This is a genomic window from Mucilaginibacter sp. P4_G9 (assembly GCF_056400985.1).
Map to the genome: position 1 here is coordinate 1 of NZ_JBFUKF010000021.1, position 22,482 is coordinate 22,482.

Annotated in this window: 23 protein-coding genes, 1 tRNA gene and 1 riboswitch; of the genes, 4 read left to right on the plus strand and 20 right to left on the minus strand. The window is 43.4% G+C overall.

Going from position 1 to position 22,482, the window contains the following annotated elements; all coding sequences use genetic code 11:
- From AC1DPZ_RS03935 to AC1DPZ_RS03980, 10 genes are all read right to left on the minus strand, one after another.
- On the minus strand, positions 1-324 hold a 324-nt coding region (locus AC1DPZ_RS03935; RefSeq protein WP_477401398.1), incomplete at its 3' end, for a DUF1801 domain-containing protein.
- A gap of 8 nt (positions 325-332) precedes the next feature.
- Positions 333-668, minus strand: coding sequence for a hypothetical protein (locus tag AC1DPZ_RS03940; protein ID WP_477401400.1), 336 nt, complete (start codon positions 666-668; stop codon positions 333-335).
- Between the two features lie 454 nt (positions 669-1,122).
- Positions 1,123-1,506 (minus strand): response regulator, encoded by a 384-nt coding sequence (locus AC1DPZ_RS03945; RefSeq protein WP_477401401.1) that lies wholly within the window; start codon positions 1,504-1,506, stop codon positions 1,123-1,125.
- Between the two features lie 90 nt (positions 1,507-1,596).
- The gene (locus tag AC1DPZ_RS03950) at positions 1,597-2,202 is read right to left on the minus strand and encodes a TetR/AcrR family transcriptional regulator (protein WP_477401402.1); all 606 of its coding nucleotides are present in this window, start codon (positions 2,200-2,202) and stop codon (positions 1,597-1,599) included.
- 91 nt (positions 2,203-2,293) lie between these two features.
- Complete coding sequence (locus AC1DPZ_RS03955; RefSeq protein ID WP_477401403.1) at positions 2,294-3,835, minus strand: DHA2 family efflux MFS transporter permease subunit; 1,542 nt, start codon at positions 3,833-3,835, stop codon at positions 2,294-2,296.
- A 68-nt stretch (positions 3,836-3,903) separates the two neighbouring features.
- Positions 3,904-4,644 (minus strand): SDR family oxidoreductase, encoded by a 741-nt coding sequence (locus AC1DPZ_RS03960; protein ID WP_477401404.1) that lies wholly within the window; start codon positions 4,642-4,644, stop codon positions 3,904-3,906.
- Between the two features lie 115 nt (positions 4,645-4,759).
- Positions 4,760-5,377, minus strand: a complete 618-nt coding sequence (locus AC1DPZ_RS03965) for a class I SAM-dependent methyltransferase (protein ID WP_477401405.1) — start codon at positions 5,375-5,377, stop codon at positions 4,760-4,762.
- A 199-nt stretch (positions 5,378-5,576) separates the two neighbouring features.
- Positions 5,577-6,170, minus strand: coding sequence for a LutC/YkgG family protein (locus AC1DPZ_RS03970; protein ID WP_477401407.1), 594 nt, complete (start codon positions 6,168-6,170; stop codon positions 5,577-5,579).
- The gene (locus AC1DPZ_RS03975) at positions 6,167-7,552 is read right to left on the minus strand and encodes a lactate utilization protein B (RefSeq protein WP_477401408.1); all 1,386 of its coding nucleotides are present in this window, start codon (positions 7,550-7,552) and stop codon (positions 6,167-6,169) included. The genes AC1DPZ_RS03970 and AC1DPZ_RS03975 overlap by 4 nt, the downstream gene beginning before the upstream one ends.
- The gene (locus tag AC1DPZ_RS03980) at positions 7,552-8,289 is read right to left on the minus strand and encodes a (Fe-S)-binding protein (protein ID WP_477401410.1); all 738 of its coding nucleotides are present in this window, start codon (positions 8,287-8,289) and stop codon (positions 7,552-7,554) included. Before AC1DPZ_RS03980 ends, AC1DPZ_RS03975 begins: the two co-directional genes overlap by 1 nt.
- A 385-nt stretch (positions 8,290-8,674) precedes the next feature.
- A riboswitch (SAM riboswitch) is annotated at positions 8,675-8,785 on the plus strand.
- Positions 8,786-8,834: 49 nt separating this feature from the next.
- Here AC1DPZ_RS03980 and AC1DPZ_RS03985 point away from each other — a divergent pair.
- Positions 8,835-8,905: transfer RNA gene (locus AC1DPZ_RS03985), tRNA-Cys, on the plus strand.
- An 87-nt stretch (positions 8,906-8,992) separates the two neighbouring features.
- Here the strand turns inward: AC1DPZ_RS03985 and AC1DPZ_RS03990 are convergent.
- The 10 genes from AC1DPZ_RS03990 to AC1DPZ_RS04035 all read right to left on the minus strand — a co-directional run bounded on the left by AC1DPZ_RS03990 (position 8,993) and on the right by AC1DPZ_RS04035 (position 18,467).
- Positions 8,993-10,435, minus strand: a complete 1,443-nt coding sequence (locus tag AC1DPZ_RS03990; RefSeq protein WP_477401411.1) for a DUF3943 domain-containing protein — start codon at positions 10,433-10,435, stop codon at positions 8,993-8,995.
- 97 nt (positions 10,436-10,532) lie between these two features.
- Positions 10,533-11,006 carry an RES family NAD+ phosphorylase gene (locus tag AC1DPZ_RS03995; RefSeq protein ID WP_477401413.1) on the minus strand — a complete coding sequence of 158 codons (474 nt, stop codon included), beginning with the start codon at positions 11,004-11,006 and terminating at the stop codon, positions 10,533-10,535.
- The gene (gene parS, locus AC1DPZ_RS04000; RefSeq protein ID WP_477401414.1) at positions 11,003-11,485 is read right to left on the minus strand and encodes a type II RES/Xre toxin-antitoxin system antitoxin; all 483 of its coding nucleotides are present in this window, start codon (positions 11,483-11,485) and stop codon (positions 11,003-11,005) included. Before parS ends, AC1DPZ_RS03995 begins: the two co-directional genes overlap by 4 nt.
- A 70-nt stretch (positions 11,486-11,555) precedes the next feature.
- Positions 11,556-12,407 carry a transglutaminase-like domain-containing protein gene (locus AC1DPZ_RS04005; protein WP_477401415.1) on the minus strand — a complete coding sequence of 284 codons (852 nt, stop codon included), beginning with the start codon at positions 12,405-12,407 and terminating at the stop codon, positions 11,556-11,558.
- Positions 12,408-12,411: 4 nt separating this feature from the next.
- Entirely contained in the window at positions 12,412-13,149 is a 738-nt protein-coding gene (locus AC1DPZ_RS04010) for a proteasome-type protease (protein ID WP_477401416.1), read from the minus strand.
- Positions 13,150-13,439: 290 nt separating this feature from the next.
- A complete protein-coding gene (locus AC1DPZ_RS04015) occupies positions 13,440-14,372 on the minus strand; it encodes a bestrophin family protein (RefSeq protein ID WP_477401418.1) in 933 nt (310 codons plus the stop codon).
- A 22-nt stretch (positions 14,373-14,394) separates the two neighbouring features.
- Entirely contained in the window at positions 14,395-14,874 is a 480-nt protein-coding gene (locus AC1DPZ_RS04020) for a hypothetical protein (RefSeq protein ID WP_477401419.1), read from the minus strand.
- Between the two features lie 213 nt (positions 14,875-15,087).
- The gene (locus AC1DPZ_RS04025) at positions 15,088-16,443 is read right to left on the minus strand and encodes a sensor histidine kinase (RefSeq protein WP_477401420.1); all 1,356 of its coding nucleotides are present in this window, start codon (positions 16,441-16,443) and stop codon (positions 15,088-15,090) included.
- Positions 16,427-17,125 (minus strand): response regulator transcription factor, encoded by a 699-nt coding sequence (locus AC1DPZ_RS04030; protein WP_477401422.1) that lies wholly within the window; start codon positions 17,123-17,125, stop codon positions 16,427-16,429. Before AC1DPZ_RS04030 ends, AC1DPZ_RS04025 begins: the two co-directional genes overlap by 17 nt.
- 586 nt (positions 17,126-17,711) lie before the next feature.
- Complete coding sequence (locus AC1DPZ_RS04035; protein ID WP_477401424.1) at positions 17,712-18,467, minus strand: YdcF family protein; 756 nt, start codon at positions 18,465-18,467, stop codon at positions 17,712-17,714.
- 120 nt (positions 18,468-18,587) lie between these two features.
- Between AC1DPZ_RS04035 and AC1DPZ_RS04040 the strand changes: the two genes are divergently transcribed.
- The 3 genes from AC1DPZ_RS04040 to AC1DPZ_RS04050 all read left to right on the plus strand — a co-directional run bounded on the left by AC1DPZ_RS04040 (position 18,588) and on the right by AC1DPZ_RS04050 (position 22,312).
- On the plus strand, positions 18,588-18,797 hold the full coding sequence (locus tag AC1DPZ_RS04040; RefSeq protein WP_477401426.1) for a YtxH domain-containing protein: 210 nt from the start codon (positions 18,588-18,590) through the stop codon (positions 18,795-18,797).
- 102 nt (positions 18,798-18,899) lie between these two features.
- A complete protein-coding gene (locus tag AC1DPZ_RS04045; protein WP_477401427.1) occupies positions 18,900-19,454 on the plus strand; it encodes an arylesterase in 555 nt (184 codons plus the stop codon).
- A 200-nt stretch (positions 19,455-19,654) separates the two neighbouring features.
- On the plus strand, positions 19,655-22,312 hold the full coding sequence (locus tag AC1DPZ_RS04050) for an alpha-L-rhamnosidase (protein WP_477401428.1): 2,658 nt from the start codon (positions 19,655-19,657) through the stop codon (positions 22,310-22,312).
- The last annotated feature ends 170 nt before the right edge of the window (positions 22,313-22,482 follow it).

Here is a 22,482-nt window from a genome sequence, read left to right on the forward strand (position 1 = left end):
GTCCAAAACTTCTTCAATAGCTTCAACCGGCAGCTCTTTTCTTGCATCCAATATCATGATCTTTATCCGCGAACGGTTTTCGAAAGTAAGGGCGGGGTGATTTAATCTTTTACCTTCATTAAAACCTATAAATGGTTGCTGCAGTTTTTTATGTGTCCAGATATAACAAAACATTTTGCCTTTATATAAAAAGAACGGCATGTTGTATTTCCAGGCATGGGTGACGTTTTCATTACGCTTTAATATAAGGTTACGTAACGCCAGGAAACAACTTTTAAGCGGCTCATCCAGTTGCAGGTAAAAATTATCAAGCGCTGTTGGCATAAAAATACTTATTTCTTTTTTGATGCTGCTTTTACGGGAATCTCGCGCACATATGCTGCAGCACTGAGGGCAAATTCCTTCCATCGATCCTGGTAGGCAAAAGGGATCTGGATCCACTCTTTCATTGGCCTGCCGTCCATCGGGTCGAAAAGCCGGGTACCATCCAAACTTAAGGCTTCATCGCGTACTTCGCCACTAAGTTTTACAACCAGGAAATCATGCCAAAACATGGCCGCCGCTTTTTCATTGGGCGTTTTAAAACATAAGGTGCCAAACATCTTGCCAGGTTCCACATCGGGTATTTGCCCGGTAAGTTCATGAAAGTATTTTTCTGCTTCGGTCATAAAATGGCCCCTCCGGTTAGCTTAAATTCGTTTAGGTTCATTTGTTAACTCTATGATAGGCGTATAGGATAAAACTAATTCTTTATTTCGAAATTCGGATTTGAGATTTCAATTTTTTTAGTTTTTATACCTGGAACGAAATATCAATTTAAAGTAACTCCCAATAGGAGATTCCGATTTCAACATATACAACCAGGCATTGCCCTTTGTTGGGTAAAGCAGTAGGGGATGCCTGATGAGAAGCTCAGATTTGCTTTGGCATAGCGAAGCATCTCCTATTACCGGACATGCATATCCAATATGCATAGCTCAAGAATAGATATTTCGATGCACTGTCATTGGTAAGTATATAACTTTTTGATTGTCAGTGCTTAAAAATGTAATTTTCAATACGATTATTTGCAGGCAAATAAAGTTTACCCGGGAGGGTAAAGTAAAAAAGAAAATTTATAAACTACACATGCTCAATATCACCAGCTTTTAACAAACATCCCTGCACCGTACCTACAATATCAATAAGGTCAAATGGTTTGGCAACAAATGCATCGGAACCGTAGCTTCCCAACGACTCCAATACACGTGGATAAGCCGAAACCATCACCACGGGAATATGGGCTGTTACCGGGTTGGTTTTAAGCATGTGGCAAAGTTCGCCTCCATTTATACCGAAAAGGATATAATCAAGTATCACCAGGTCGGCATTAAACTCCATGGCAGCTTTACAGATATCGTTGGTGTAGTTAAGCGTTTCAACTTCGTAGCCTTCCATTTCCAGCACGTCTCTCATCAGCTCAAGGATATCTTCGCTATCATCAAGTATCAAGATCTTTTTAGACATAACATTTATATAATTGGTACACATTATAACGTTTTGCCTGTGCCATTTGTTTCTTTTCCTTTAATTTTTCTTGTAATTTTTGAGTTACAGCTATAGAAGTTTAAGTCCGGTTACCATTGCATTTACGGTTTTTAAAACCTCATCAAGGCTGGCGGGGGTGTTGGTTACCTTGGCTATCATTATCCCGCCCTCAATCAGGGCTATCATGGATAATGCGGTGCCGCTTACGTCTGCATCACCTTTAAACTCCCCGGCTTCAATACCGGCCTGTACCAGGTTTTCAATTGATTTTTTCCAGCGCAGAACAGCGTTGGCGGCTTTGTCTTTCAACAAAGGGTTTGTATCATCGGCATCAACTGCCGTATTTAAAATGGGGCAGCCGCCGGCAGGGAAGCTTGCCCTGGTAAAGCTGTGATAAACCTGCGCATAAACAAGCAGTTTTTCATAGTAGGTACTGGCTTTTTGAATCCGCTCCTGTACCTGTTTTCTTATTTTGCCCGAATTATAGTCAAAAGCTGCTGCTGCAACTTCCTCTTTATTGGTAAAGTTACCATAAATACTGCCCTTGGTAAGGCCTGTAGCCCCGGTAAGATCAGACATGGAAGTGCCTGCATATCCTTTTTTATTAAAGATAGGGGCAGTAGTCTCTATAATAAACTGGCGGGTTCTTTCTGCCTTTGATAATTCCTTTTCCATACTACAAATATACCAACTGGTATTTGAATGTTATAGTTTTTGGGATACATGGGAGAATCGCGGGATTCCTTCGTTTTTAACTACGTTTGCGTTAATGATCGCTAACCAGCACCACCGGCCCAACCTGTTTTTTACGGTTGATCACCAGGAATAGCAGCGGCATAGCCAGCAAGAACAGTAAGCCCACAAATATGTACGCATCCATATAACTTAACAGGAACGATTGCCTGTCGATACCGTTGTTAACAACAGCCATGGCCTTATTGTGCGCATCAAAACCGGATGATCCCCTCCCCGAAAAATATTGTGTTAGGTTATGAATACGGGCGGTGGCCTGCGGGTTGTAAACGCTGATATCCGAGATAAGATCATTCCTGTGCGATCCAAATCTTTTGGCCACATAGGTGTTGATCATTGCTATCCCGAACGAGCCTCCCAACTGCCTCATCATATTATTTAATGCCGATCCCTGTGGAACATCCTTTGCATCGAGCCCCGAAACTGCCAGCGCCGTTAACGGAACGGTTAAAAATGCAAGCCCCATAGCTCTGAAGATCAGGATTGCGGCAAGATTGCCTGGCGTAGCTTCAAGATTGAGCCCGGCCATTTTATAGCTGAAGATCATAAACATGATAAATCCCGTGGTAATGATTATTAATGGCGATACACCTTTTTTTAGCAGTGTGGCCGAAAATAATAATCCAAAAATAGCCAGTATAGCGCCGGGTAATAAAGTAAGCCCGGTAATAGTAGGCGGGAACAGCAGCACACGCTGCGCCAGTACGGGTGTTAAAAAAACGGAGGTAAACATACCTACCCCGGTAACTGCGGTAAGGATAGCTGCAACTGCCAGCGATTTGCTTTTTAATACCCTTAAATCGATAACCGGGTTGGGTACCGTGAGCTCCCACCAGATGAATATAAGGATACTAAATACGGCGATGACCGATAAAGCGATAATATAGTTGGCCGCAAACCAATCGTCGGTTTCGCCGCGCTCCAATACCGTTTGCAGCGAACCTATGCCAACAACCAGCAGCACGATACCCCACCAGTCTACCGCTTTGGGTTCAACCTTTATTTCAGGTTCGGTAACAAGCAATATACTTGATATGGCTACAGCTATGCCAATAGGGATATTGATGTAAAAGATCCACGGCCATGAGTAATTCTCTGTAATAAAACCACCAAGAGTTGGCCCTATAGTGGGGCCTAAAAACACACCTACACCAAACAGCGCACTGGCTACCCCCGTACGGGCTTTGCCATAAACCTCGAACACTATAGCCTGCGATACCGACAACAAAGCTCCGCCGCCCATTCCCTGCAAAAAGCGAAACAGCACCAGCATCCAGATGTTGGATGCCAGGCCGCACATGGCCGAAAAGAAGGTGAAAGCGATGATAGAACCTATATAGTAATTACGGCGACCCAATTTGGTGGTTAAAAAACTGGTCATGGGTATTACAATAATGTTGGCAATAGCATATGCTGTAATTACCCAGGAAGTATCTTCCAGGGTTGAGCCAAGGTTACCGCTCATGTGCGATAGCGCTACGTTTACTATAGAGGTATCAATCAGTTCCATAATCGCGGCTGCGATAACGGTTATGATGAGGATGCTTTTTTTCATCGGAGGTTACTGTTTATTGCTATAAAATATACCGATAGGTATATTTTATAGCAAATTTTTTATTTGGATTATCTTGGCAGATTGATCACCCTTAAGGCCTCGTCGGGGTTTGACAGGTACAGCCTGTAAAAATCCTCGGTATTGGCTACCCTGATTTCGTAGGTGTTAGTTTCTAGGCCTGCAAAAAGCTCATCAGCAACCTGTGATGGAGGGATTCCGTTTTTTCCGCCTATTTCTGCAGAAAATTCGGTATCAACTAATGGAGGCATCAGCTCAAAAACCTTAACGCTGGTATCAGCCAATACTAATCTTAATGCGCGGGTGTAGGCATGTAAAGCGGCTTTGGTAGCGCCGTAAGTAGCCAGGCTGGTACTTGGTGCAAAGGCAACCACCGATGATACGTTCACTATGGCAGCTTCGTTTTGTTTTTTGAGCGATGGCAATAATTTTTCGTTAAGGCGGATGATAGACAGGTAATTGGTCAGCATTTCTTCGCCTGCTTTTTCAAAAGTATTGGTATCGGTAAGCAGGTTATTCAGGTTGGCTGCACCGGCATTGTTGATCACTATATTTAATTCGGGGAATTCTGCAGTTAGCCTGGTAACCAGTTTTTCTACGTCTTCGGCGTTAGAGATATCAGCATTAATAGCGGTTACATTTGTTAACTGCCTGGCTGCTTTTTGCAAACGTGCCTCATTGCGGCCAATAATGATTACGTGGTTATTTTTGGCTGATAGTTGTTTGGCTATCTCGAAACCTATACCGGCACTACCGCCGGTAATAAGTACGGTATTTTTTGAAGTTTTCATTTTAGTATATGTTGAGTGATTGAATTCAACAGTGCAAAAATATACCAATCGGTATATTTTTACAATAGGAAAAATTCATCTGTATGTCATGTTGTAGCGGAGTTTTAAATTTAGGTTATGCTATGAGCTTTTTAAAGCTGCAAAACAGGAAGTTTTGCGTAGTTCCAAAGGGAGTGACATGGTCTTCAGTAAGACACTTTACCTTTTTAAAATATTTATTGAATTGGTTTTGCAATTGCAGTTCCGAGTATTGTTTGATGGGTAAGCCGCTGCATTTTTCAGGTCCTTTTTTTGAAAACGTACCCATCACTATGTAATTGCTAACTGCGGTAGATACTATATTTAAATAATGGGCAATCTGGTTTTCCTGGGTTAAGAAGTGAAAGGCTGCCCTGTCATGCCAAAGGGCATAGGTTTCGTCAGGCTTAAAATCGGTAATGTCGCAAACTATCCAGGTAACCTGTTTGCTTTTATCGCCCAGCCTGGTTTTTACTTTTGCTAATGCTGTTTCAGATATATCTAAAACGGTAATATTTGTAAATCCCTCCTGCAGCAGGTAATCAACCAACAAACTGTCACCACCTCCAATATCAATGATCTTATCAGTTTTTGCTAAATCGAAGCTATGAATAAAATTAAGCGAGGTTTGCGGAACGGACTGTGTCCAGCTTAACTGGTCGGGGTTTTTAGTTTTATATACCTGCTCCCAATGCTGTTTTTGACTTTCTTCCATTAGTAATTATGGCTCATCTTCTAAAAATTAAAATTGCAGATAAATCCTTACAAGATGAAAAGCTATTTGATAAAGTTGTTATGCCTTTTTTGAACCTTATTTCTACTCCGCCTTTAAGGGAAGGTTAATTGGGCCAAAAAAAGCCTGCCGTCAATCAAACAGCAGGCTCAATCAAAAATATAACCAGATAATAAAGGGGCTATGGAAGTATAAATACCGACAAACTCCGTGGGCCATGCGCGCCGATGACCAGGGATTGCTCAATATCGGCCGTTTTTGACGGACCGGCGATGAACGCTCCATAACCGTAACCGGCATTGCCAATGGTTGCATAAGCCTGGGCCATAGTGGGTACAAGATTGGTTTTGCTGATCACTATGGCCAGGTGCTGGGCTATGAACGGCAATACCCTCACCGTCATTTGTTCTTCGGTTAACCAGAGTGCGCCATTTTCGGCAACACCGAGGTTTGACGCCAGGATGCAAAGCTCCACATCGGCAAAGCTGTGGGATAGCTCGTGTTTAACATCATCCACAAAAGTATAGCTGTCCAGTTCGCGGATGCCCGATATGATCTTCACGCCTGGTTTAAACTCTTTTTGCAGAATGGCTTTGATGGCTTCAAAGCCGGTTACTTCATAAACAAAGCTGCCTCCGGCGCTCCCAACAGTTGTGTATCGCTCAACTAAATCATCATCTGTGGTTGTTAACGAACTTAGTATTTCAAGGTCGGGCAGTTCGGCATGACTAAACTGGTTGGCTTTTACGGCCGCTAATATTTTTTCCCTGCTCATTTCTTTTGATCCTTTCTTTTGGCATACCATTCGCCAAATGATTGTTCGGGCGCTTTGGGCATTTCGCGGTGTTTGTACCATGGGTTTGCACTGTTATTAACTGCGAATGGTGCGTGTTTAAATGTCCACCTACCCATTTTGCCGGCTGCCCGGTATAAGGCAGGGGAGGCCAGCGTGAAAGCCATACCCTTCATAGCAAAGGTTTTGGCTTTTGGGGTGTAGCCCGCTTTTACAATCACCTGCCGCCATTTATATAGCTGGTCGTGAATGTCAATTTTAACCGGGCACACGTTACTGCACGATCCGCATAGGGTGGAGGCAAAGGGCAGGTCTGCATATTTTTCCATGTCGAGATTTGGGGCCAGGATGCTGCCTATCGGGCCGGCAACAGCGGTATGGTAACTATGGCCGCCGCTTTTGCGATAAACCGGGCAGGTGTTCATACAGGCACCACAACGGATACACTTTAACGAATTACGAAAATCCTCCCTGCCTAACTGAATGCTGCGCCCGTTATCTACTATCACAATATGAATCTCCTTACCATCCTGCGGTTTACTAAAATGGCTGGAGTAGGTAGTAATAGGCTGGCCGGTAGCGCTGCGGGTGAGCAGGCGTAAAAACACACCCAAATGCTTCCTTTCGGGGATGATCTTCTCCATCCCCATCGAAGCGATGTGGATTTCGGCAAGGTGGGCGCCCATATCGGCATTGCCCTCATTGGTGCAAATCACAATCTCGCCGGTTTCGGCAATGGCGAAATTTACACCGGTAAGGGCTGCACGGCGGGTTAAAAACACCTCGCGCAAATGCTGGCGGGCGGTTTCAGTCAGGATCTTAGGATCCGATTCGCCTTTGGCCGAGCCTAAATGCTCATGGAATATATCGCCTATTTCTTCTTTCTTTTTGTGGATGCAGGGTAGTACAATGTGGCTCGGCGGTTCACCAGCCAGCTGAACAATGCGCTCGCCCAGGTCCGAGTCTATCACATCAATGCCCTGTTGTAAAAGGTATTCGTTCAGGTGGCATTCTTCGGTGAGCATGGATTTGCTCTTAACCATTCGGTTGATGCCCTTGTCGCTTAGTAACTTATGAATGATTTGGTTATGTTCTTCGGCATTGGCCGCCCAATGTACAACAACACCGTTTTTGATGGCATTGGCTTCAAACTGCTCCAGGTAGGTACTTAAGTTTGATAGTACATTGTTTTTGATCTGCGAGGCGGTTTCGCGCAGCAATTCCCATTCGGGCAGTTTATGTGCGGCTATGTCCCTTTTTGCGCGTACCCACCACAGGGTTTCGTCGTGCCAGTCAACACGGGGTTCATCGCGGTTAAATATGGCGGCTAATTGAGGGTGATCTTTTGTCGCGGTGCTGCTCATTAGATGCTGTGGTTTAAAATTTCGGCAACATGAATTACTTTAACATCGCTGTTTTGGCGGCGCAAAATGCCTTCCATATGCATCAGGCAGCTTAAATCGGCCGAGGTGATGTACTGCGCGCCATGCTCAATATGATCGTCAACCCTATCTTTGCCCATTTTGGATGATACGGCTTCTTCAACCACGCAAAAGGTACCGCCAAAGCCGCAGCAATCGTCGGCCCGGTTTAGGGGCACAAGCTCCAGGCCTTTTACCATGTTAAGCAATTGCGCGGGTTTACTAAAGGCGGGGGCAACCAGCTCGGTCATTTGCGAGATGCGCAAACCGCGCAAACCGTGGCAGCTTTGGTGCATACCCACTTTATACGGGAAACTGGGTTCCAGGCTCTCTACCCTTAATATATCAACCAAAAACTCGGTTAGCTCAAAAACGCGTTTACGGATGTCAGCCGCCATATCTTCGTTTTCGTGGGAGTGCAGGTGCTCCTTAATATGCAGGGTGCAACTGCCCGACGGGCATACGATATAATCGTACCCCGAAAAATTATCGATGAACAAATTATTGCAGCCGCCGGTAAGGTGCTCATAGCCCGAGTTGGCCATAGGCTGCCCACAGCAGGTTTGGTTTTTTGGATAATGAACTTCGCAACCCAGTTTCTCCAGCAACTCCAAAGTGGCAATTGCAGCTTTAGGGTAAAACTGATCAACATAACAGGGTACAAATAAAGCTACCTTCATTTTATGTGCTTAATTGGTTAAGGCAATATTAACGCTTATGGTTTAAACAACTATCCCTGTGTATCTGCAAAGGTATAGTTGTATATTAAGGTATCGAAAATACAGATATACCGGGCAACAGTTATTCAGCTTTTTTTGCAAAAGGTTGAGGGGAATTAGCGTAAGGAAATTGAGGAATAATCCAGTAGGCCACGGGGAAATGAATAATTAAATAAAATACCCCGCGAGTTGAAATTTAGTAAGAGTATTTTATTTATTTTTTAATTTATTGTATTGATTTTGAGTGGAATAACATTTATTTATAAAATATTCTACTATTCCTATAGGATTTATATAAATAAAGTTTTATGTTTGCATCGTCATCACAGACAATCGTTCTTTATTTAACTTATCAAGAAAGACTGAGGGAAAGGCCCAAAGACGTCTTAGCAACCTATACATCCGCATAATGTAAAAGGTGCTAATTCCTGCTCCATTCAACGGAGAAAGATAATATACCATCTTCGCCCCCTGCCAATCTAATAAGTGATTTTATAGTTTTTTTAAGTCGCGTGACCGAGAGGATAGGTGGGGGTCTGCAAAACCCTAAACGGCAGTTCGAATCTGCCCGCGACATCAATTTTAGCTTAAAGCTAAAGGCATAAAGCACAAAGCTTTTTATCGTGTTATTTCAGGCTTTAAGCTTTCGGCTTTAAGCTCTCTTTTACAAATTCCCTATTGTATACCTTGTAGAAATCCTCAGATAGGGGTATTTTTTATTCACATCAGGATAATCGTGATAATTTCCCTCTAACCTAAAATAGCCGGATTCGGCAGCTATGGATAGGCCTTTGATGAACATATAGCTTACCTCGTTACTAAAGGTATGCAAAAAATAATGTGATTTATTGCCGTTTACGGTTACCATCCAGCCGCCCCGGTAATTTGCACTGTACGAAAATCTATCTAATAGCTTAATTGTTCCGCCCCCGTTTATGGAGAAGCCTGGTCCGTAATCATAGTTACGGCTATTGTATATGTATGGGTCGGGTACGGCGGCTAAAAGGATGGGACCGGCGCCCAGACTGCCGTTGATCTTTATGCCATGTGTTAGTTTAAGTTCGGAGAATAAGTTGAATTTTACACTTTGCGCCCCGTAAAAAAATGCCTGGTTGCGGATGTAATCATAGTTTGCTGATAATATCACCAGGTTTTCCATTTTATCCTGGTCAATTAAAGAAATATCCCAGCCGGTAAGTGAGCCATAAACACTAATCACATTAACCGAGCTGCTATCATCCTTGCCAAATTCGGCAGTTATGGAAATGTTGCTGAATGGTTTCCTGAAGCCCTCATTGGGTACGCCGTACAATAACGCTGCCCTGCCAAACCAGCCAAAGCGACCATGCTCAAAGGGACTTACCGACTGGGAATTAACTATACGTCCTCCAAAATCAAACTCAGCACCTACTTTGGACGAATCCCGCTCGGTAGTATTGCCATAAATCTTGCCCCACCGGCCATCCAGCAGGCGGTTAAAGCCGTTCATTGGGTTCACAATTAAACCTGCTACTTCACTTACCTGCCTTTTAATCCCCCGCTGCCGGTTATTAATAATCCGGTTGGATAAACGGTAAGTCATTTCGCCCAGTACAATGCCACCAAAACTGGTATTTATAAAATCATTCGGCGCTGGCGCCTGGTTTTCGGCAAAGGTTTCCCAGAGGTAGCTACCTGCCATGGTTGCAGGTACAGATTGCCAGAAACTAAAGCCATTACTACGGAAAGCACTGTAAAACAAGCTGCCATGGTAGGGATGACCAAACTGGTTGGTTTGAAAAGGGTCGTTATCATATTCCCAGCTGCCGGGGTTAAGGTTGTGGCTTACGCTTTTCCAGTTGATGCGGGCATAGTCCTTATTGGCAACATAACGGTCAAAAATCCAGGGTGTAATTTCGGCAATGCCTAATTCAAATGCGGCGCGGCCAAATCTTCTTTTAACTGTAGTATCCCGTATGTCCCTATTGTAGCGAATTTTTACCTCAGGTTTTTGATCAAAAATGTTGTTTTGGGCAAACAGCGGAGTAAAAGCACAGGAAAATATAAATACAAGAATAGAAAGTACTGATGAAGATTTTTGGAACCGGTAACGATTAACTAATCTCATATGCTGGATATAGGAGGCAAAAAACTATTATCCAAAAGCACCGAAGAAGGGAAATTGTTTTGGAGAATACTGGTTTAAAGACAAATATTGGTATGTACTAACTTTTGCGGGGCCATTTCCCGCTTTGTCGTTCGTCAAAAGTAAAAGGTTCGGTTTTTTCTATGCTGATATTTACAGCATCAGGATGGAGAGGGTTTATCAGCACATTTTGTGCAAGCGGATCAATAACGCTTGGTATAAATAATAAAGGTGTAGTTTTTGCTAAAAGCCATGCATTCCCTATTCTTTTTAATACTTCTGGGGCAGGATATCGTTTCCAGTCTGTGGGTAATTGTTCGGCAAGCAATAACTCGCTTTCCAAATTATCCGGGATAAATAAAGAAGCTATTTCCAGGTCATGGTGAATCTCATCCGGATGCATGTGAACCAATTTCTCGAGGATGCAGGTTGATGAATTTACGGAGGCGTATATAACGGGTAAATGATCGTGCCATCGGGCTGCCGATAACAAACCACCCTGGCCGCTTAAATCGTGTATATAGCGCTTACGCGCAATACGATATAAGGTCATGAATAAAAACCGTACTCAATTTGTGACAGGGTATCATTAACCATGCGGAATCCTTCGGCAGTATCAAGCAGATCAAGCGGGACTGCACCGCCAAAGGCCATCTGTTCGCGCTGCAGCCATTTTTCAAATGTATCATGGTCGCCAAAAATGTCCAGGCCACGAACATAGATCCTGCTGAATTCATACAGGAAACCGGATTGCTCTGCAGAAAGGCGCTCGTTACTTTCATAACGATTTAATTGCCTGGTACTGATATGCAGAATTTGGGAAAGCTGATTACGCGAAACACAGGTTTTTTCCAATACCTGATTTACGGCCTCGCGGGGTAAACCATTACGTATGGCACTTATAATATCAAATTGATTTGAGCAATCCCAGCCGGCAGATAGCTTTTTAGGTATAAAAAACATGAATGCCTTACAGCTTTCAGAACTGCCGTAATCCAGTTTGTTTAAGTCCAGTGTTTTTGCTTTTTGCATGATGAGTGCCTTATGTCTTCAAATATAAAGACAAATGTCCTTAGATGCAAATATTTGGAGACCGGCCCAACTATAAATACGATAGCCCGTTATAACCGCCATGGATATAATATACCGGCTCAAAATTATATTCATCCGGGGCCAGTTCGCAGCTTACCTGCATGGTTGTAAAGGTTACATCGCCAAAAATATTGGCTATGGCGGTATCGGCGGCATCGCGACCGGTAGCAATTTTTATGAGGCCGTTTAGCGGCACCAGTTTGGTAGCATCAAAAAGGATCCATTTTCCGCCCAGGTAGGCCTCAAAACAGGCATGAAAGTCGGCAGGATATAAGTGATAGGCATAGCCTGTAAAATAGCGGGCGGGAATGGTTAAAGCACGACAAAGGGCAATACCAAGGTGAGCAAAATCGCGGCAAACGCCAATCTGCTCCGTAACCGTATCAAATGCCGATGTTTGCGAGTTACTGTACCCGCTTAAATACTGCACATTATTGTGGATCCAATCGGTAAGGGTAACTACCTTTTCAAACGGATTGGTGATGTGACCAAACAGGTTGTGCGATAGGCGGTATAATTTATCCGACTGGCAATAGCGGCTGGGGTTTAGATATGKCAGTACCGATGAATCCAATTGTGCTACAAATGTTTCCTGTTGCTGCGAGTGGTCGGTTAATTCATAMCAATTATCAACCAATGCTTTGTAGGTAACTTTAATGTTGCCCGGTTCATTAACCTCAAAACGCATCAGCCGGTTTTCGCCCTGGGCCGATATTATTTCCTCTATCTTAACATAAGGCTCAATCGTAAACTCTTCGTTTAATACGGTTTGATTAAGGGTGCGTAAAGCGTGTATGTTTAATATCAATGTGCCCGGCGACCGTACTACATATTCCATTTGGGTAAACACATCGAATTTCATTTGTTCAGCTTCCGGTTTTAATTTCCTCTAATTTGTTAAATGTAGCATCCATCCAGTCTTCAGAGATATGCTCCAGGGCCAGTTTTAGTTCTTCGGCCCATTGGGCAGATATGTATTCCAGGTCTTTCTTTTCGTAACGTTGCTGAATGATCTCAAAGCTATCCTTCTTGTAAAGGGCCACATCAATAGGGAAATCAACATTATTTGAACTGACCCTGGTTGAATCGAACGAAAGAAAACCTGTTTTTAGCGCCAGTTTCAAGCTGCTGTCTTCGGTAAGTATGCGGTTTAATATCGCTTTGCCATGGCCCGAGTTACCTATTACCACATAAGGTGCTCCCTGACCCAACTCAACCCAGTTGCCTTCGGGGTACAGTAAAAAAAGTTTGTGCTCGTCATCATCCTTTAGCTGGCCGCCAATAATGGTATTAAGGTCGAACCTAAAACCTGCTGCTTCCAATGATGCTTTATCCTCAGAGATCACACGTTTTACCTGTTCGCCAAAGGCATTTACAGCTTTGTACATTTTATTAAACTCTTTGGTTTCCAGCAGTTCGTTAAAATATACAATGGCTTTATCCCTTGCCGAGCGTAAGCCGCTCGTCATGATAAAAAGCGAAAAATGATCCTTTTGTTCAATGGTGATCTTCTTTTTTACAGTAGTATCTGTTCCCGAAGTTATGCGGGTATCGGCAATAGCCAGTAAACCTTCTTTAACCTTAATTCCGAGGCAATAAGTCATTTTAGTAAACCAGGATTTGTAAATAATTCCCGGTTACCAAAATAGGGAAAAGAATTTTATTAAGGCAAAGGATTTTTGGAGTAAGGTGCAATGCTTTTAAAGCAGTGGATTTTGATTGAAGCAATGAGCTTTCTGCTAATTGGCATTATACAACGCGAAGCAATGAGCCCCGCCCAACCCTCCCCGGAAGGGAGGGCTTTAAAACAACCTGAAGATCAGAAAGTATGTCCTGTTATTTAGTTGTTCATGAGGGCTATGCCGTTTATAGGGGGACTGCTTCTTGCTTTCTTTTATAAAATATAAAACACCGCCTGCCTTTGAGGTTGGTTACTTATCATGGCGTTAATATCCTCTGGCAGTTCATCCTTCATCATTTGTTTAAGATTGTTTTCAATAGTACGGCTGATAGCAGTTGTTGGCGTATCTGTAGGCATATTCTCAAACGGGTCCTGCAGGTGTATAGCCATTTTCTCTATCAGAAAAAAGGCTGATGAAATAGCTATCACCAATGGCACCTGGAATATACCAAAAAACTCGATGAGGCTAAATGGTAACAGCAGTACAAAAAACAATACCAACCAATGAATATACACGCTGTAGGTAGATGGGAAAACCGTATTCTTGATACGTTCGCAGCCTCCCATCGAGTTCATAAAGTTGGTTAATGAGGTATCCATTGCTACCTGCTGATATTCGTTTATCCAGCCAAGCTTGTATAAAGTGCGCAGGTCATGGCCCTGCAGTTCGTTTATAGCAAGTGGAATATGGTCCAGCTTTTTGATGTTTTTTACATCATCATCACTTAAATAACCTTCAAGGTTTTCTTTGGCATTTTGCCCGCGCAAATGGCAGCTTAGACTGTAGCACCAGGCAATTTGCCGCCTGATGATGCGTTCCTTTAAAGCACGTTTTTGTTCGCCATCATAGCTGCTGTCAACAAAAGTTAATACCTGCCGGGTAAACGTACGGCAATCATTAACTATTTTGCCCCATAATATACGGGCTTCCCACCAACGGTCGTAAGCCTGGTTTGAGCGAAAGGCCAGCAACAACGAGATAATGGTACCCAATATGGTTGATACCGTTAAGGGGATGGATACCGCTTTGAAATTATAATACTGATGGATAAAATATATTGTCGCCGAGTATACAGCAACCAGGATCAGTTCTTTTTTTATTTTGCCAAATACATAGCTTACCGGGATGTTTTCTTTTAGTAGCATAGGTGTAAATTTTAAAATGTTATTATTGATGTTCTGTTAACTCCGGCTCTTCTATCATAACGTCTGCAGGTATGCCGGAAACCTTTGGCAGCGCAATTACCTCAATGCCGCATTTTGATATCAATATTTGGGGAGCGATGCTGTTTTTAAAAAGCAATTGGTAATTGTCATGGGGCTTTACTATTGCATCCACTTCGTTAGCATCTAAAAAATTATTAAATACAGCTATAGTACTGCCGTAAAAAAAAGTTATAGCAATATGGTTAATAACGTGACTGTGCGTGGTTTCCAGCTCGGTGCACCTTTTATAAAAATTATCGGGGATATGCCTGTACTCCACACTGCGGCGCGACAGCATAAGCAGTTCGCTTAACGAGTCGGTAATTTTAAGCATGTGCACCAGTACAATATTTACCTTTTGAGGATAATATTGATGAACCAATGCCGGGATACTTTGAATTGATTGCTGGGTAAAATCGGTAGGGATTAATAACGTTTTCATGGTCATGCTGATTATTGGTGAAACTTGTATTGTTTTGTTTGATACAAGAGTAGCGGCCAATAATTAGGATGATTTAAGAAAGTTATTAGAATTTGATTAGAATTAGCTTGCCCGGGTCCTGTTCAAAGGAGGGGGATAAAAAAGCTACCTGTTTTACCTTAAAAAAGAATATGCAATTTAAAAGCTCTCTCCCTGGAGCGGGTTGGGTGAGCCTCACCCAACCGGTAAAAATACCTTAATCTCTGTGCCAACTCCAACCTCCGACCTGATGCCCAGGCTACCTTTATGCAGGCGGATAATGTTTAAGGTTAAAGGTAAACCAACGCCATGGCCTTCATAATCATGCGCGTTTGATGCCCTGAAGAAGGGCTCAAAAATATGCTGAAGCTCGGTTTTGGGGATGCCAATGCCCTGGTCGGTGATGGATACGATAAGCCTGTTTTTTTCTGATAGCAGGCCAACTGTTACCATGCGGTTATCGGAGTATTTACAGGCATTGCTGATGATATTGTTGATAGCCAGCCGAAGCAGGTTATTATTGCCTTTAACATAAAGCAGGTTTTCATCATCGGGCAAATTATCAAGATTGATAAATATATTGCTATCAGGGTTGATCCTTTTAACCGATTCGGAGGCGGTGAGCAAAAGTTCATCCATCCTTATGCTTTCCCAGTTTTGCCGTTTACCATCAAAGCCGGATTGTGCCAGGGTGAGCAGGCTATTCAGGATCTGGCCAAGTTTCTCTGATTCGGAGTATACGGTGTTTAAAATCTGGCGCTGCTGCGGATTTAGGTCCTGCTTATTTAAAGCCAGTTCAACCTCGGATGAGATGATGGTGAGCGGCGTTCTTAACTCGTGCGATGCGTTACTGACAAAATTATTTTGTGTTTCAAAGGCGGTTTCAAGACGGTTAAGCATATCGTTAAAAGTGAAGGATAACTCAGCAATTTCGTCTTTTCCGTTTAATTCATCCAGCCGGAAATGCAGGTTGTTTGCAGTAATGTTTTTTACATTATTAATGATGCGCCTTACCGGCTGAAAGGTATAAAAAGAAAAGATCTTCCCTATAAAGTAAACCAATACCATAGTTATCAGGAAGCCATAGATCAGGATCTTCTGCAGGTCTTTCAGCTCCTGGAAACCTGCCGGGTTTGATGCCGAAACAATTACAACATATTTTGAGCTGCCTTTTGTAAATACCGAGCCCGCGTAAAAAGTATTATTATCCCTAAACTTAGCCGAACCACTACTTAATATGCCTTGAACAAATTTATTATGGATATTACTGCCTGCCGGTATCCTTACCTTGTTGCTGTCGGCACTTAAAAAGTATTCTTTCTCCGAATCCAGCTTTTCAAGGTATTTATTGCGTACTTCCTGGTAGGCCTTGCTCCGGGCACCCGGGAAAAGGTTTACTTCGGCAGTAATATTTACGCGGGCTTGCAGTCGTTTATAAAAATCATCAAAGCTAAATTTATAAACGAGGTAAAAAATGGAGCCACTGAGCAGTATCAGTGTACCGCCCGATAACAGTAAGAACAGCAGGGTGATCTTACTTTGTATTTTCATCGGTATCGCCCTCTTTCATGATATACCCCATACCAAAAACGGTATGAATTAGTTTAGCTTCCCCGTTTTTTTCTAACTTTTTACGCAGGTAGTTTACATAAACATCAACCACGTTGGTTCCCATATTAAAATCAATATCCCAAACGTTTTCCAGGATCTGGATGCGCGACAATACCTTTTTTTGATTTTTTATAAAATACTCCAGCAGCCGGTATTCTGTAGCGGTAAGTTTTAATACTTCTTTGTCGCGGCGGGCAATTTTTGATTCGGTATCAACCTGCAGGTTATTTATAGTGAAAACATTGCCTGTTTGTATCTCGCCACCGCTACGGCGCAGTAGTGTGCGCAGGCGCGCGGCAAGCTCGGCAATTTTAAAAGGCTTCACCATATAATCGTCGGCCCCGCTATCAAGGCCGCCTACAATGTTTTCGGTTGAATCAAGCGCTGTAAGCATAATAATGGGGACAGATTTCTTTTGCTCCCTTATCCGTTTACATACTTGTATACCGTCCATGGCGGGTAGCATAACATCCAGGATAACCAGGTCGAAATCATTATCCAGTGCCATTTGTAAGCCTGTGATGCCGTTAGCTGCAACACTTACTTCAAACCCATATTCCATTAGGCCCCGTTTAATAACCGATACCATATTGGGTTCATCCTCAACTAATAATATACGCATAAAAACCCGGTTTTATTAATATTTCTTTAATTCTCAGAAGGCTATCCAAAAATAAAAAACTGATCGTCATTTACTTATGCAAGTAGTTGGCCGGCCTGTCACCCTGAGTAACCTTTATTTGCTTGCAAATAATCGCATTGAAAATGACATTTTTTCAATGCTGATAATCAGCAAGTTATAGACTTGTCAATGGCAGCCTGTCGAAGGGTCGCGCGCAGAGGCCTTCACCCGCTATGCTTCGACAGGCTCAGCATGACAGCCCTTTTTTAACAATCATTCTTCCTCTCACAACGAGAATCGTCTTTAAATTCATATTGATAATCAGCAATTTACAAACACGTCATTATAAAGCACGAAGCAATCCCAAACTATGCAGATCGGATTTGCAAAGCTGCTCTGTAAAGAGGGGATTGCTTCGTGCCTCGCAATGACGGTTTGTTTAGGTTGCCAAAGTAAAAAATAATCTTTTGATCCAGGATATTTATTGAAATATAAGCGGGTGATATCCGTCTCCCAGTTTTAGACTTTTAAAATTCGCCGGCTGGCAATTATGCAGAAAGGGGTTAATATTAAAAATGTACAGGTATTAAGTTTTCCCGGTTATATAGTTAACTATAACGCCCATAACTTCTTTGATATATAAGCTCCAGTTGTTTAGCGTATTTGCATCAGGCAGCAGGTCCCAGAAGGATAATGTGCCGGTTCCGGCAATGTAATTACATGGGTAAGCAATTACTTCAAGGCCCTTGCTTTTAAATATTTGCAATGACCGGCGCATGTGAAAGGCTGATGTTACCAGTATATAAGGCCCTTTCTGTTTGTTTTTAAGTAACAATGCTTTTGTTAACGATGCGTTTTCGAGCGTGTTGCGCGATTGGTTCTCTACCAGTATACAACTATCCGGGATCTGTAAATCCCTTAGCCGCCCTTTTACCCAATCGGCCTCCTTAAAGGCATTGGCAAAAAGGCGCCCGTTCCCTCCCGATATCACAAGCTTTTTTACTTTTCCGGTTCGTTGCAGCAAAACGCCCTGTATAAACCTATCGGCAGCCCAGTTAAATACGCCTTCATGCTTATTGTTTTCGCCAGAAAAGCCGCCCAATATAATAGCAGCACTATAGGTTTTGCCTGCATCCAGCTTTACGGGCGCTATGTCCCAGGCTTTCGCAAATAAGTTTAAAAATAATGGGGCCGAGAAAATCCAAAGTAACACAACTCCCCATAACAGTAAGTGACGCTTAACTTTGGGCTTTTTTGAAAACAAGGCTACAACCAATAAAACAAAAATGTATAGCAAGGGTAGAAGTAAAAATGCCAGTACTTTTGAGAGGATAAAAAACATAGTTGCAGTAAAAATAGTTAAAACATTAAACTTTTTACAAGGCTTTGTATCTTATGCGTGGTGAGGCGTAACAAACTGGCACCATCATTGTCATATACTTATAGTTAAATAATTAAAAATATGGGCTTTATCAAAATACTTGCCATTGGGGCAGCAGTTGCCTACGGCATAAATTATGTTACCAAAAAAGGACCAGACGGCAAGTCGATCATAGATAACCTGGTCGACGAAGCTCCTGAATGGATGGACCGCGCTAAAAAATATGGTGAACTTACTTTAGAACAAATAGCCGTACGGGCGCAAAACTTCAGGGATAATAACAGGTATTAAGTTCTAAGTCTTAAGCCCTAAGTCGAAAGTCTTAAGCTGGAAAATGGAATACAAAAGATTTAACTTAAGACTATAAACTTCTGACTTAAGACTCATTATTTTATGCAGAATATTCTTTTTTTTGGCGATAGCCTCACGGCAGGGTATGGTTTGCCTGATCATAAAAATGAATCATTCCCTGCCTTAATACAACAAAAAATAGATGCCGGGGGTCTGCCATACCATTGCATTAACGGCGGGCTCAGCGGCAATACTTCGGCCGGTGGCCTTATGCGGCTTGATTATTGGACGAACCGCCCTTTGCACATATTTGTGCTGGAGCTGGGCATTAATGATATCATCAGAGGTACACCACCCCAAACTACCACTAAAAACCTACAGCTAATTATTGATAAGGTAAAACTCAAATATCCCGGTATAAAGCTGGTAATAATGGGGATGGAGATTCCATTGTTTATTCCCGGCTCATTCGCGGTTGATTTTAAAGCAATTTTCAGAAGGCTGGCAGATGTTAACCGGATGACCTTTGTGCCTTTTTACCTGGAAGGCGTAGCCGGGAAAGCGCATCTTAATTTACCAGACAGGCTGCATCCCAATGCTGCAGGGTATAAGGTGATGGCAGATAATGTTTGGCCGATATTGAAGGAGTTGCTGTAGAATTGAATTCATAAAATTTACGCCCTTCCTCCGGCAAGACAGTACAGGACGCCCAAATAAAAATATCATTTTACATTGCCAACTGTATTTTGAAAGGCTACTTTCAGGAAATTGTTTTTCCAGGATTTTGCTAAAAGCTTTTACTACTTTTATAAACCGATATATCTTGCTCCCGTATGAAACAACCTTTATGTAGGCTCATGCTTTACATCGCCTTATTATTCAACAGTTTCTTAATAATTCAATCTGCTAAAGCCGCCGAACCGGCCAAAGCATCCGGCTTAAAGTGCGAATACCTCAGCAATCCCATTGGGATGGATGCCAAACATCCGCGTTTAACCTGGCTCATGGCTGATGCGCAGCAGGGCGCGGCTCAAACGGCTTACCAGCTTTTTGTGGGTACCGATTCTGTTGCGGTTGGCACAGGTAGAGGGGATAGCTGGGTAACAACTAAAGTAGCATCCCTGGCAAATCTAATCAGCTATAATGGGAAGGCTTTACAGCCGTTTACCAAATACTACTGGCGGGTGCAGTTATGGGACCAGGCCGGTAAAAAGCTAAGTTCATCCGCCATAGCCAGTTTTGAAACCGGCATGATGGAGATGCGTAACTGGAAAGGCTCCTGGATCAGCGATAATAAAGGCATCGCCGTAAACCCTGCACCATATTTCAGGCATACGTTTAAAACGGGCAAAATTATCAAATCGGCAAGGGCTTATATTGCGGTGGCCGGTTTGTATGAGTTGTATATCAACGGGAAAAAAATAGGCAACCATCGCCTCGACCCTATGTATACCCGGTTTGACAGGCGTACCCTTTATGTAGCTTATGATGTTACCGCCAATCTGCAAAACGGCAAAAATGCTATTGGCGTATTGTTAGGTAATGGATGGTATAACCACCAGAGCACGGCGGTATGGTACTTTCACCAGGCCCCCTGGCGCGGCAGACCAACCTTTTGTATGGACCTGCGCATCACTTATACCGATGGCACTGTAGAAACGGTATCATCCAACACCCAGTGGAAAACAGCTTTAAGTCCGGTTGTGTTTAACAGTATTTACACTGCCGAACATTACGATGCCCGCAGAGAACAACCCGGATGGAATACCCCCGGTTTTATTGACAGCGCCTGGAAACCGGTCATCAACCGCTCGGCGCCGTCTGCCAACATTGTGGCACAAAGTCTGCAGCCTATCCGCAATGTAGAGGAGATCCCTGCCAAAACCATTACTAAAATTGATAACAACCTGTGGGTTTTTGATATCGGCCGTAATATTTCCGGCGTGAGCCAGATTACGGTTAAAGGTGATTCGGGCACCATTATCCGCCTTAAACATGCCGAACGCCTCAATAAGAACGGCCATGTTGATCAATCCAATATCGACCTCCATTACCGGCCTACAGATGATAAAGACCCTTTCCAGACAGATATCTTCATCCTCGGCGGTAAAGGTGAAGAAACGTTTATGCCTAAGTTTAATTACAAAGGTTTTCAGTATGTAGAGGTGAGCAGCAGCAAACCTATCCAGCTTACTAAAGAAAGTTTGAAAGGCTACTTTATGCACAGCGATGTGCAGCCCACCGGCAACGTGCAATCATCAAACCCAACTATCGACAAGATTTGGAGTGCCACCAATAACAGCTACCTGAGCAACCTTTTTGGTTACCCAACCGACTGCCCCCAACGCGAAAAGAACGGTTGGACAGGCGATGCCCACATAGCCTGCGAAACCGGCTTGTATAATTTTGACGCCATCACCATTTACGAAAAATGGCTGGCCGATCACCGTGACGAGCAACAACCCAACGGTGTGCTGCCATCCATCATCCCCACCGGCGGCTGGGGGTACGAATGGGGCAACGGGCCCGACTGGACCAGCACCATCGCCATCATCCCATGGAATATTTACATGTTTTATGGCGATAGCAAACTGCTGGCCGATAGCTATACCAGCATCGAAAAATATGTGAACCATATTGATGAGCTGTACCCAAGCGGTCTCACCAGCTGGGGCCTGGGAGATTGGGTGCCGGTAAAATCGGTGTCACCGGTTGAGCTTACCTCATCTGTTTATTATTATGCCGATGCCAGCATCCTGGCCCGCACAGCAAAAATATTAGGCAAGCAGGCCGATTTTGTAAAATACTCGGCGCTGGCCGGCAAAATAAAGAACGCCATCAATGCCAAATACCTAAACACTCAAACCGGTATGTATGGTAAAGGATTACAAACAGAACTCAGCGTTCCTTTATTCTGGGATGTGGTACCTGCCGGCCTCAAGAGCAAAGTAGCCGCCAACCTGGCCCGGCGCGTTGAAGCCGATAATTTTCATTTGGATGTAGGCATCCTGGGTGCCAAAGCCATTTTAGGTGCGCTGAGCGACAACGGTTACCCCGATGTAGCCTACAAAATAGCATCGCAGGAAACTTTCCCTTCATGGGGCTGGTGGATGGTGAACGGCGCTACCACCCTGTACGAAAACTGGCAAATTGATGCCAAATCGGATATCTCCCTTAACCACATCATGTTTGGCGAGATAGGGGCATGGCTGTACAAAGGCATCGCCGGTATTCACCCGGATATTAACCGCCCTGGCTTTAAAAACGTGATCCTGGCGCCGCATTTTGTGGAGGGTTTAAATGAATTTGCCGCCACGCACAATGGTCCGTATGGTAAGATAGTTTCCTCATGGCAGCGTACCGGCAATAGGGTAACCTATAAGGTAACTATTCCGGCCAACTCAACCGCTACTATAACTTTCCCTGCAGGCAAAGTTATGGCGGGCAACAAGCCCATTGCCGGCATTTACCAGGCAAAAGCGGGGAGTTATGTGTTTGAGGTGAGCCCTCCCTAAATCTCCCCCGGGTAGGGGCAACTTTTAAATCCCTCCCATCCGGGGCGGGTTTGGGTAGGGCTATTGCCACGCCAATTTCACATTTAATATTAACCCATATGCAAATGACCTTGTGTTGACAGGGCAGATTAACAACCTGCCTGTTTTGTGTATAGATTTGTTACATTGAA